10 protein-coding genes are annotated in these 11,392 nt (G+C 74.0%); 5 read left to right on the top strand and 5 right to left on the bottom strand.

The genetic code is table 11. From position 1 onward, the window contains the following. Positions 1–137 precede the first annotated feature (137 nt). Both IE271_RS23890 and IE271_RS23885 read left to right on the top strand, forming a co-directional pair. On the top strand, positions 138–1,010 hold the full coding sequence (locus IE271_RS23890) for an RNA polymerase sigma factor SigF (protein ID WP_190192475.1): 873 nt from the start codon (positions 138–140) through the stop codon (positions 1,008–1,010). A gap of 264 nt (positions 1,011–1,274) precedes the next feature. Then, entirely contained in the window at positions 1,275–1,727 is a 453-nt protein-coding gene (locus IE271_RS23885) for an SRPBCC family protein (protein ID WP_190192474.1), read from the top strand. Positions 1,728–2,149: 422 nt separating this feature from the next. Here the strand turns inward: IE271_RS23885 and IE271_RS23880 are convergent, their stop codons facing one another. Both IE271_RS23880 and IE271_RS23875 read right to left on the bottom strand, forming a co-directional pair. After that, positions 2,150–2,551, bottom strand: coding sequence for a DUF3662 domain-containing protein (locus IE271_RS23880; RefSeq protein WP_190192473.1), 402 nt, complete (start codon positions 2,549–2,551; stop codon positions 2,150–2,152). A 6-nt stretch (positions 2,552–2,557) separates the two neighbouring features. After that, on the bottom strand, positions 2,558–2,719 hold the full coding sequence (locus IE271_RS23875) for a hypothetical protein (RefSeq protein WP_190192472.1): 162 nt from the start codon (positions 2,717–2,719) through the stop codon (positions 2,558–2,560). 201 nt (positions 2,720–2,920) lie between these two features. Here IE271_RS23875 and IE271_RS23870 point away from each other — a divergent pair, with 201 nt between their 5' ends. After that, complete coding sequence (locus IE271_RS23870) at positions 2,921–5,449, top strand: SpoIIE family protein phosphatase (RefSeq protein ID WP_190192471.1); 2,529 nt, start codon at positions 2,921–2,923, stop codon at positions 5,447–5,449. A gap of 458 nt (positions 5,450–5,907) precedes the next feature. Here the strand turns inward: IE271_RS23870 and IE271_RS23865 are convergent, their stop codons facing one another. Beyond that, positions 5,908–6,081: a CsbD family protein gene (locus tag IE271_RS23865; protein ID WP_190192470.1), complete on the bottom strand. Its 174-nt coding sequence runs from the start codon at positions 6,079–6,081 to the stop codon at positions 5,908–5,910. Between the two features lie 285 nt (positions 6,082–6,366). On the opposite strand from IE271_RS23865, the gene IE271_RS23860 reads away from it, so the two are divergent. Then, positions 6,367–6,585 carry a hypothetical protein gene (locus tag IE271_RS23860; protein WP_190192469.1) on the top strand — a complete coding sequence of 73 codons (219 nt, stop codon included), beginning with the start codon at positions 6,367–6,369 and terminating at the stop codon, positions 6,583–6,585. 157 nt (positions 6,586–6,742) lie between these two features. Here the strand turns inward: IE271_RS23860 and IE271_RS23855 are convergent, their stop codons facing one another. Together IE271_RS23855 and IE271_RS23850 are read right to left on the bottom strand one after the other, a co-directional pair. After that, positions 6,743–6,988 carry a hypothetical protein gene (locus IE271_RS23855; RefSeq protein WP_190192468.1) on the bottom strand — a complete coding sequence of 82 codons (246 nt, stop codon included), beginning with the start codon at positions 6,986–6,988 and terminating at the stop codon, positions 6,743–6,745. A gap of 205 nt (positions 6,989–7,193) precedes the next feature. Further along, entirely contained in the window at positions 7,194–8,054 is an 861-nt protein-coding gene (locus tag IE271_RS23850; protein WP_190192467.1) for a L,D-transpeptidase family protein, read from the bottom strand. Positions 8,055–8,306: 252 nt separating this feature from the next. Between IE271_RS23850 and IE271_RS23845 the strand changes: the two genes are divergently transcribed. Further along, positions 8,307–11,318 (top strand): glycosyl hydrolase, encoded by a 3,012-nt coding sequence (locus IE271_RS23845; RefSeq protein WP_190192466.1) that lies wholly within the window; start codon positions 8,307–8,309, stop codon positions 11,316–11,318. Positions 11,319–11,392 lie beyond the last annotated feature (74 nt).

The following is an 11,392-nucleotide window of genomic DNA, read 5'->3' as shown; positions in this document are numbered from 1 at the left end:
GCGAGGCCCGTAGCATGGTGTGTACGACCTGCGGTTTCACCGCCCGGGAAAAAAGTGTGTGTCCCGCAGGAATGAGGTACTGCAACCGGGGCATGCGGCTCCTGTCAGCAAAACTCTCGACGATTGGGGTGGACGGCATGGCGGCCGTGACGACAGCTGAGGCCACGGCGCAGGAAGCGGCCACGGCGAACGGGACGTCGGTTCCGGTCATCGAGGACCCGACGAAGGTCAAGCCGAAGGACGCCCGGGACCTGTCCCGCCAGTTCTTCGACCGCCTCGCCGTGCTCGAGGAAGGCACGCACGAGTACCAGTACGTGCGCAACACGCTGATCGAGATGAACCTCTCGCTCGTGCGGTACGCGGCCTCCCGCTTCCGCAACCGCGGCGACTCGATGGAGGACATCGTCCAGGTCGGCACGATCGGTCTGATCAAGGCGATCGACCGGTTCGAGCTGACCCGTGAGGTGGAGTTCACCTCCTTCGCCGTCCCCTACATCGTGGGCGAGATCAAGCGCTTCTTCCGCGACACCAGCTGGGCCGTGCACGTCCCGCGCCGGCTGCAGGAGGCCCGCGTCGAGCTGGCCAAGGCCACCGAGGAGCTGCGCACGCGCCTCGGCCGTACGCCGACGACGAAGGAGCTCTCCGAGCTCATGTCGCTGTCGGAGGAAGAGGTCATCGAGGCCCGCAAGGCTTCGAACGGCTACAACTCCTCCTCCCTCGACGCCGCCCTCACCAGTGACGGCCCCACGGACGGCGAGTCCGTCCTGGCCGACTTCATCGGCGAGGAGGACCCGTCCCTCGAGCTGGTCGAGGACTTCCACTCGCTGGCTCCGCTGATCGCCCAGCTCGACGAGCGCGAGCGGCAGATCATCCACATGCGCTTCGTGGAGGAGCTGACCCAGGCCCAGATCGGCGAGCACCTCGGCATCTCCCAGATGCACGTGTCCCGGCTGATCAGCCGCATCATCAAGCGGCTGCGCGCCGGTCTGCTGGACCCGTCGGTCGCCTGACCCGGACGCCGCCGGACCCGTCGTCCGGCGCACCACCCCGTCGCACGTGATCCCGTCCCTCCCCGAGGGGCGGGATCACGTGCGTACAGGCATGTGCGTACAGGCACGCGCATACGCGCAGGTGCACACAGGTACGCGCATACGGGCCGGAAAAAGCGCTTTGCCGTCCTGCGCCCGGGTACCCGGTCCGCACAGTCGACCCGTTCGGCGGGGCCCCTCGGCGAGGGGCCATACCTTCAGGACGTATCCAAGGAGGAAGAGCGCATGTCAACGGTCGAGGAATCCATCGAGGTCGGCGTCCCGGTCCACACCGCGTACAACCAGTGGACTCAGTTCGAGACCTTTCCGGAGTTCATGGGCGGGGTCGAGCGCATCGAGCAGCGCACCGACACCCTCACCCACTGGGTGACCAAGGTGGACGGGGTGCAGAGGGAGTTCGACGCGGAGATCACCGAGCAGATCCCCGACGAGCGGGTCGCGTGGACCACGGTCGGCGGCGAGACCAAGCAGGCCGGCGTCGTGACCTTCCACCACCTCGCTGCCGACAAGACCAAGGTCATGCTGCAGATGGACTTCGAGCCCGAGGGGCTCACCGAGAAGGCCGGCGACAAGCTCGGGTTCGTCAAGCGGCAGGCCAAGGGCGACCTGGAGCGCTTCAAGAAGTTCATCGAGTCCCGGGGGCAGGAGACGGGCGGCTGGCGCGGCACGGTCGCCTGACACGGACACGGTCCCCGTACCGCGCTGCGGCGGGGGCGGGAGGACACCGCGGCGGGCGGTGGCGGAGCGGCGGAAGGCCGTCCCGCCACCGCCCGCCCTCGTGTCCGGGCCGTGCGGGCGCCGGGCGCCGTGAGGGCGGGGAAGCGCTCGCGTCCGGGCCCCGGGGACGCGTACGGACGGCAGCCACCGTCCGCGCAGACACCCGCCCCCTGTCCGGCGCGTACGGACACGTACACGCTGCCGCGTACGGGCGGCGGCCGAGGTGCGTGCAGGGGCACACGGGCAGGGGTACGGGGGCGCGCCCGGCAGGGAACGGCGACGGGCTCCTCCCGTGCCCCGGCCGTCGGGGCCGGAACACGGGAGGAGCCCGTTCGCACGGTCGTCGGCGGCGCGGTCCCGTCACGCGCCGCGGGCGCGCCGTCTCACGTCGCCGGGGGCAGGAATCTGTCCGCGCGCACGTGCGGCATCACACTGCTCGCGACGCGGTACCGGCCGTTGGGCACGTCGTCCGATCTCGTCACGTGCACCGCGAGAGGACCCGCCCACTCGTAGCCGTGGCGCTCGCCGTGGCGGGCCAGGCTGTCGGTGAGGACCTGGCCCACCTGTCCCTCACGGCCGGCCAGCTCGTCGTGGACCTCTTCCGCGAGCTCGACGTCGTAGGCGTTGGGCGCCACGACGCGCTCCGCGCTGCACACCACCGCGTTGCTGTCGCACTCGCCGTGCAGCGCCTCGATGATCTCGACGGGCTCCTTCTTCCTGAGGCGTCCCAGCAGCGACCCGCCGAACCGCTCCAGCGCCCTTTCCCAGTGAGTGAGTGTGGCCACGGCCGTCTACTTCTCCTCGAAGTCTTCCGGATTCACGTCCGCCTCCTCCAGCGCTTCGCGCAGCGTGCGGCCGGTGGCGCCCGCGGGCTGCTGCTCGGTGCCCTCCCGCTGCTCCAGCAGGGGCTCGGTCGTCTCGGTCTTGGGACGGTTCTCCTCAGGGGTGGTCATGGCGGGCAGCTCCTCACTCGTGCGGCGGCTCCGGGGCCGCCTGTGTTCGCGTGTACGCCTCGCGGGTTCCCTGCCGCGCGGCATCGACTCATTCCGTTCCGCAAGGGCGTCCCGGCACCGTCCGCGCCGAGCGGAACGCCGAGCGGAGTACGGACGCCCGGCGGGGAGGGGCGGCCCACCCGTATGTGACATGCTCCTCGCGTGACAAGCGAGTCCGTCTCTCCGCGATCACCGGGGACCGACCCCGGTGTCGTCGCCCTGGCCAGGGTCGTGGCCAGGCAGCGCACCGAGATCGAGCGCCTGCTGGGCTCGGCGGCCGACGCGGCGGCGCTGGAGCGCGCCAAGGGCGTCGTGATGGTCCAGGAGGGCTGTACGGCGGAGGCGGCCCACGAGGAGCTGGCGCGCCGGGCCGAGGCCGGCCGCCGCACCCTCGTGGAACAGTGCCGGGCGACGCTCGGCGAGGTCTCGCCGTCCCCGCACGACGCGGCCCCGCCGCCCACCGTACCCGTGCAGGGCGGCCCGGCGGCCGGACCGGACGGCGCCCCGGCGCCCGCGGAACGGGAGGCGGCGGCCGGCGGCCTTCGCCCCGGGGACGAGGGCGGCGGCGACGCGGGCGCCCGGCTCCTCGGCCGCATCGGCGAGGCCCTCGCCGGCGTCGGCACACCGGCCGGGCTCGCGGACCTGCTGCTGACCCGTCTGGCCGAGGCCGCCGGCATCGACGCCGTACTGGTCCACGGGGCCGGGCCCGGCGAGGACCCGCACCTGATCGCCCGGGCGGGCGCCGAGGACCCCCTCTCCGGCTCCGGGCGCACGCCGCCGCCGGACGGCACCGGCGCCCTGCGCGCCGTCCGCACGGGCGAGCCGGTGTGGGTGGAGGGCGCCGCCCCGAAGGCGGAGGGCGGCCCGCCGCTCGACGGCCCGCGGGAGCGGTGGCCCTCCCGCGCCTGGCTCCCCGTGGTCACCGGCGGCACGGTCACCGCCGCCCTCGGCGTCCTGCGTACCCGCGGCGGACCGTTCACTCCGGCCGAGCGGGACCTCCTCACGGCCGTGGCCCGGCTCTGCGCCGGACCGCTGCACCGCCTCGCGGCCTCCTGCGCGCACGAGGCCGCGCACCGCGTCCGTACGGTGCAGTCGGTCCTCGACGCGCTGCCGGAGTCCGCGGTCCTCCTCACGCCCGTGCGCACCCCGTCCGGCGAGGTCGCGGACTACCGGATCGACGCCGCCGCCCCGCGGTCGGTGGACGTCGCGGGGCGGCGCGGCCGGGAGCTGGTGGGCCTGCGCCTCCTGGAGTGCTATCCCACGATCGCCGGGGAGCCGGCGTGGCGGGGTTTTCTGCACACCCTGACCACCGGCGAACCGTACGAGAGCGGGCCGTTCCGGTACCGGGAGGTACTGGCCGGGGTCCCGGAGACCTCCACGTTCTCGGTGCGGGCCGCCCGGCTGGGCGACGCCCTGGTGGTCACCTGGGTGCGCCACGACCCGCTCGACCGCCGCGAGCAGCGCCTGGCGGACCTCCAGCGGCTGGGCAACCTCGGCTGGGCGGACTGGAACCTCTTCACGGGCGAGGCGAACTGGTCGCCGCAGATCTTCACCATCTTCGGCCGCTCCCCCTTTGCCGCCCCGCTGACGCTGGAGGAGATCTCCTCGCAGGTGCTGCCCGAGGACCTGCCGTCGTTCTCCGCCGCGCACGCCGGCCTGCTGCGGGGACGGCCGATGGACACCTCGTTCCGGATCAGGACGGACGACGACGTCCGCTATCTGCGGGCCGTGGCGGAGGCGGTCGCGGACGCGGACGGCACCGCCGTGGAGGTCCACGGCTTCGTGCAGGACCTGACCGCCGAGCGCAGCGCCGAGCTGGCGCTGGTCGAGAGCGAACGCGCCATGCTGACCCAGCAGGGCGCGCTGCGGGCGGAGCGCGCGCTCGGCGCCCGACTGCAGGACGCCCTGCTGCCCCTGCCCGCGAAGCCCATGGAGCTGGCCGGGCTGCGGGTCGACGTCGCCTACCGGCCGGCCCAGGCCGGGATCCACGTCGGCGGCGACTGGTTCAGCGCGATCGAGCTGCCCGACGGCAGCGCCCTGTTCGTGGTCGGGGACGTCGCCGGGCACGGCGTCGGCGCCGTGGCGACCATGGCACAGCTCCGCTTCACCGCCAAAGGCATGATCATCACCGGTTCGTCGCTGACCGGCGCCCTCGTCCGGCTCAACACGCTCCTGCTGCACACGCATACGAACAGCGCCACCTCGACGGCCACGATGGTCCTGGTCCGTTACGAGCCCTGGAGCCGCCGCCTGGTGTGGGCGCAGGCGGGGCACCCGCCGCCGCTGCTGGTCCGCGACGGCCGGTCCCGCTTCCTGGAGCGCCCGCGCGGTGTGCTGCTCGGCGCGACGCTCGACCCGGTCTTCGAGGAGGCCGAGTACCGCCTCGGCCCCGGCGACCACCTGCTGCTGTACACCGACGGGCTGGTGGAGCGGCCTTCGGACGGCATCGGACCCGGTCTCGACCGGCTCCGCGAGGCGGCGGCCGGAATGGAGGAAGGGGACCCCGCCCCGCTCGGCCCGCTGCTCGAGGCGATGCTCCAGGACGAGCGACGCGACGACGTCTGCGTCCTGGACGTGCACCTGCCGCCGGACGCGGGTCCGCTGCCCGGCCCCGCCGACGACCGCCCGGCGGCCGGGACCGGACCGGACCGCGCGGCGGCCGACGCCGGGTCCGCCCAGGAGGGCGGCTGAGAGGATTCGGTGGCGGTACCGCGGCCCGTACCACCGCCGTCGCCGCGCGGCGCAGCGCATCGTGCGCGGCGCGGCGCACCGGCCGTCGGCTCCGGGACCACGTCCGGACGTCCGGCGGCGTGACCACGTCGTATGCGGACACCAACCGCGCACGCCGTCCGGACACCGCGTGCGCCACGGCCCAGTGCCCCCGGGCGGGGCGGCGCGCCGACCGGGGCGGCGGGGCGGGGAACGGTCCGGGCACGGGGCGGGCTTCCTCGCGACCGCCCCCGGCGGGACCGGTCCGGTGCCCGCGCGTCCTTGCCCGTGGGCTGCCGCGCAAGAGGTGAGCCGAGGGCGGTCGCGGGGTTCCGGGTGAATTCCCGCGTGCGCGGCGGTGTCGCCGTGCGCGTTTCCGCCACGGAATGCGGACGGGCCCGCCCCACTGATGTGGGGCGGGCCCGTCGCGACGTCGATGCTCAGTGGCGGAAAACGTCCTTCGTCTTCTCCTTGGCCTGCCGGGCGTCACCCTTGGACTGGTCGGCCCGGCCCTCGGCGGTCATCCGCTCGTTGCCCACGGCACGGCCCACGGTCTCCTTGACCTTGCCCTTGACCTGCTCGGTCTTCGCCTTGGACTTCTCGTCACCAGCCACTGGTGATCACATCCTCACTGCGTCGACAACGTGTGTCCTTTCTTCGCCTGACCGCTCGGCGAAGCGGCAAACCCGTGAATTCCCCGTTCGCTCCCGACATTCTCGCCGCCGCGTACAGCCATCGCCGGAAAACCGTTCCGGGTGATCTTTTCACGCGGGTTCCGCGGGAGACCGCAATGCGCCTCCGGCCCCGTCCCGCGGAATGCGCGCGGGCCGCCCGGCGGAAGCCCGCCGCCCCGGCGACGTGCCGAGGATCGTCCGCGCGTCGCGGGGTACGCGTATCTCATGAGTGATGTCGTGGACTCCGACGAGATACTGCGCCGCATCCAGCGTGCCCGCTCCTGGGCCGAGCGGGAGGAGGGCGTCTGGAAGGAACGCACCGAGCGGCCCGACGACTCCGACCCCGCCGCGTCCCGGGAGGCGGACATGCGCCGGTACGCCTACGAGGCCGTGCGCAAGGTCCTCGACGAGATCGTGCGGCCCGGCGCGCACGACGGCGGCTGACCCGTCACCGGTCCGGTCCCCGTCGGGAGCGACGGGGACCGGACCGGCGGCAGGGGCGGTACGGGACGGCCGGTCCCGGACGGCGTGCGGTGACGGCCGGGGGACGGACGTCGCGTGCGTCTCCGCCGGGCCGTCCCGGCCCGCCGTGCGGGACCGCTCAGATCGCGGTCAGCGGCGGGATGTCCGACGTCTCACGGCCCATGGCGGGCGGTTCGTCCGGGGCGGGCGCCGGTGGACCGGCCTGGGGGCCGGGCTCTTCGGCGGCGGGCGGTGCGGACCGGTCGCGGACCGGCTTCTGCGGTATTCGTTCGTGCTGCGTGCGCGGGACGTAGGTGCCTCCCATGAGGGAGCGCAGGGGTGTCACGCGGCTTCTGGCCTCCGGGGACGGTGTGGTGGTGTCCATGATTCCAAGGGTGCGCCGAAAGAGCCGCGTCAACCACTCATTCCTGTGAGCAGGAATGCCGGTCCTGGTATCGGCGGCACCTCTCGCGACGGGAACAAGCCGTCCGGCGGTCCCGGCCCGATGTCCCGCGTCCGGCCCCCGTCGCCCTCCTCCCGCCCCCGCACGCGCCGGGACGGGCACGAACGCCGCAGCTCGGAGCCGTTCCTCAGCGCGCGAGCGAGGCCGCGTCGCCCATGACGACCACGGGCCGCAGTTCGGGGTCCAGGGCACGCAGCAGCGCTTTCACGTCGTTCTCCCGGAGGGCGACGCAGCCGTGCGTGGGGCCGCCGTGGTCGACGTGCAGCCAGATGCCGCCGCCCCGGTGCGCGCCGAGGGGCCGGGTCCCGTCCAGCGGCGTCGTACCGGGTACGCGGTTGTAGTCGATGGCGATCACGTGGTCGAAGGACCCCCTGAGCGGTTCGCCCTCGAAGCCGGTGCCGACGGCGGTGAAGCGGCCCGACCGGTGGTACGGGAGACGGGTCCCCGGGTCCGGCAGCAGTCCGCCCGCGTCCGTGAGCGTGAAGACGCCGACGGGCGAGCGGAGGTCGCCGAGCAGGTGGTGGCGGGTCCAGCCCCGCAGGGCGTTGCGCGCCGGCCAGGCCGCCCGTACCTCCCATCCCGCGCCGAGGCGTTCGTACAGGACCGCGGTGGACTCCGGCGCGTCCTCGTCCCGGCCCGCCACCACGAGGGCCTGGCCGGTCGCGGCCGGGACCGCCGCGCTGGTCCGCGGGCCGAGGCCGGGCAGCAGCCGGGGGGCCGCCCCCAGGGAGGCCAGGGGGTGGCGGGCCTGCGGCGGGGCGGTGACCGTGGCGGTGGCTTCGCCCGCCGGCGTGACGGCGTTTCCGCGGGCCGCCCCTCCCCCGTCCGTACACCCGTTGACCAGCAACGAGACGACGAGGAGGGCGGCCGGTAGCAGGGTGCGGGGGCCGGGCGCGCGCGGCGGCGCGACCGGAGCCGCCCGGCGGGCCGCCGTGCCCGCCGGCGGGGCACCGGAGTGCGGCGGGCCGTCGGCCGAGAACGTGCTCATGCCCCGAACCTTGGCGGACCCCCGGCGGGAACGCCCGGGGACGCGCCACCGGGCTCCTCACACCGGCGGAACGCCACCGGCCGGCGGGACCGCGGCCACGTACGGATGTCCGACTCCCGATTTTCCGGTCGTGCACGAATCTTGACGCTCGCCGATCGCGCGCCTTAGCTTCCGACTGATTTAAACGATTCAAAACCCAGGCCCCTCAACGGGGTCTCTTCGTGCTGCCCTGCGAGAGAGCGAACCAGAACCATGGACAACCCCACCCCGGCCGCTCGTTCGGGACTCCCCCGCCGCACCCTCCTCACGGCCGCCGTCGCCACGGCGGCGGCCGGCGCGCTCGACTGGCGCGCGCCCGACCGGGCGGCCGCCGCGGCGGGTACGCGCACCGCCTCGCGCACCGGCGGCTCCTTCGCCTCGCCCGGCCGGGCGGTGCAGCCGAAGTTCCGCTGGTGGTGGCCGGACGGCCTGGTGCGGCCCGACGAGATCAGACGCGAGATCGACCAGATCGCCGACGCCGGGTTCGGCGGTGCGGAGATCGCCGCCGTCCACCACAGCGTCAAGGACACCTCCGTCCTGGACACCGCGCGCCACGGCTGGTCGAGCGCCGCCTGGGTCGAGGGCGTGGAGGCCGCGCTGAGCCAGGCCGCCCGGCGCGGCCTCACCATCGACCTGACCGTCGGCCCGAGCTGGCCGGCCGCCGTCCCCGGCATCACCCCCGACAGCGAGGCCGCGGTCAAGGAACTCGCCCACGGCACGGTCACGGTGGCCGCCGGCACGACCTACTCCGGCCCCGTCCCCGAGCCCGTGTACGAGGCCGCGTCCGGCGTGACCCGGCAGGACCTGCTGCTCGTCCAGGCCGCCCGGGTGAACACCGCGTACTCCACCCGCAAGGAGACGGGCCTCGACCAGGACTCGGTCGTCGACCTCACCCGCACGGTCGCCGACGGTGCCCTCGACTGGACCGCGCCCGGCGACGGCACCTGGGTGCTCATCTCGTACTGGGTGCGCGGCTCCGGCCAGATGCCGGAGGGCGGCCCGCACAGCGACCCGCCCGCGTACGTGATCGACCACTTCAGCGCGGCCGGCACCCGCGCGGTGACGGACTACTGGGAGAAGCACATCCTCACCCGGTCCGTCCGCAAGCTGCTCAAGGTCAGCGGCGGGGCCCTCTTCGAGGACTCGATCGAGCTGGAGACGGACGGCCTGCAGTGGACGCCCGGCCTGCCCGCCGCCTTCGAGAGGCACACCGGGCGCTCGCTGCTGCCGCTGCTGCCCGCGGTGGTCCTCGGCAACAGCAACCAGGTCTTCGCCTTCGAGGCCGCCGTCACCCAGCGGATCCGGCACGACTTCTGGGAGACCGTCTCCCTGCTGATCAACGAGCACCACTTCACGGCGCTGCGCACCTGGGCCCACGGTCTGGGCCTGCAGCTGCGCTCGCAGCCCTACGGCCTGCAGACCGACACCATCCACACGGCGACGATCCTGGACATCCCCGAGGGCGAGTCGCTGGGCTTCAAGAACCTCGACGACCACCGCTGCCTGGCCGGCGGCCGCGACATGGCGGGCCGCACGGTGCTCTCCTGCGAGGCGGGCGGCTACACCGGCGGCGCCTACACCACCACCTGGCAGAAGTTCCTGCGCACCATGGGCGGCGCGTACGCGGCGGGCGTCAACCAGACCGTCGTCCACGGCTTCTCCTACGCCGAGCTGCCGGGCGTGAACTGGCCCGGCTACGCGGCCTTCACCCCGTACAACGGCACCGTCGGCTACGGCGAGTCCTGGGGGCCGAGGCACCCCACCTGGCGGCACGTCGCGGACGTGTCCGGCTATCTCGCCCGGGTCCACCAGGTGCTGCAGACCGGCCGCCCGCGCGCCGACGTGGCCGTCTTCCGGCAGACCGGCTACTCCGCCACCGGCATCGGCGCGGGCTGGTTCACCGCGAGCGGCGTCCCGCTCGGCTGGACCCACCAGTTCCTCAGCAGCGCGACGCTGGACCTGCCCTCGGCGACCGTGCGCAAGGGGCGGCTCGCGCCCGACGGTCCCGCCTACAAGGCCCTGTTCGTCGAGGGCGACCGCTTCTACGGCTCCGCGATCACCCTGGAGCTGTCCGACGCCCGCGCCCTGCTGAGGCTCACCAGGGCCGGGCTGCCGATCGTGCTGCTCGGCGCCTGGGACACCGTCGTCCCGCCGGGCATGCCGGACGCGGGCGAGACCGACGCCCTGCGCGCCGTCATGGCCCAGCTGCTCGCCCAGCCCCGGGTGCGGCAGGTCACCGACCTGACGGCCGTCCCCACCGCGCTCGCCGAACTGGGCGTCGAGCCCGACGCGCGGTACTCCGCCTCCTCCACCCTCCTGAACTTCCACCGGGTGGCCGACGGCGTCGACCACTACTACCTGTGCAACGGCAAGCACGCCGAGACGGTCAAGCCGGCGGTGGCGGCGGTCGACCACGAGGTCACACTGCGCCGCACCACCTCCGGCGGCGTCCCGTACCTGCTCGACGCCTGGTCGGGGCGGGTCGAGCGGATCGCCCGCTACACGGAGGACGGCGACACGGTCACCGTGCGGGTCGCCCTGGAGCCGTCCGAGACGATGATCGTGGCCATCGGCCGGCCGGGGCTGTTCGGCGACCGCGCCGGCAAGCGCCCGCACGCGGTCGACACGGACGCCGACGAGGCCCGCTTCACCGACGACGGCCTGGTGGTCCGGGCTGCGGCGGCGGGCACGTACCGCACGGTCCTGTCCGAGGGCCGCACCGTGCGCACGACGCTGAAGGACGTCCCCGGGCCGATCGTGCCGGTCTCCTGGCAGCTGCACGTGGAGGACTGGCAGCCGGGCGCCTCGGCCACCAGGACGAAGATCGTCGAGCACGACCTCACCCTCGACGAGCTCGTCCCGTGGTCACAGATACCGGAGCTGGCGGACGTCTCGGGCATCGGCCGCTACCGCACCACCGTCACCCTCGGCGCGGCCTGGAGCGGCGGCCACGGCGCCCGCCTGGAGCTGGGCGCCTTCACCGACACCTGCCGGGTGACGGTCAACGGCCACCGCCTCGACCCGGTCGACCAGCTGCACCCGGTGGCCGACCTCGGCGGCCTGCTCAGGAAGGGCCGGAACGTCATCGAGATCGAGGTGGCGACCCCGCTGGGCAACCGCCTGCGGGTGAGCGACCCGTCCGTCTACGGCGGTACGGCCCGTCAGGCGTACGGGCTGACCGGACCGGTGCGGCTGGTGCCGTACGGGGAGGCGCGGGTCGGCTGACCCGCGGGCGGCCGGCCGCCCCCGGACGCACGGCGCCGCTGTTTCCGGAGACCGAGGGTCTCCGGAAACAGCGG

Origin of the sequence: Streptomyces minutiscleroticus, from assembly GCF_014650875.1 — a bacterium.
In the GTDB taxonomy this organism is placed as follows: Bacteria; Actinomycetota; Actinomycetes; order Streptomycetales; family Streptomycetaceae; genus Streptomyces; species Streptomyces minutiscleroticus.
Note: the sequence above shows the minus strand (reverse complement) of the source record. Positions and strands in the feature narration are given on the sequence as shown.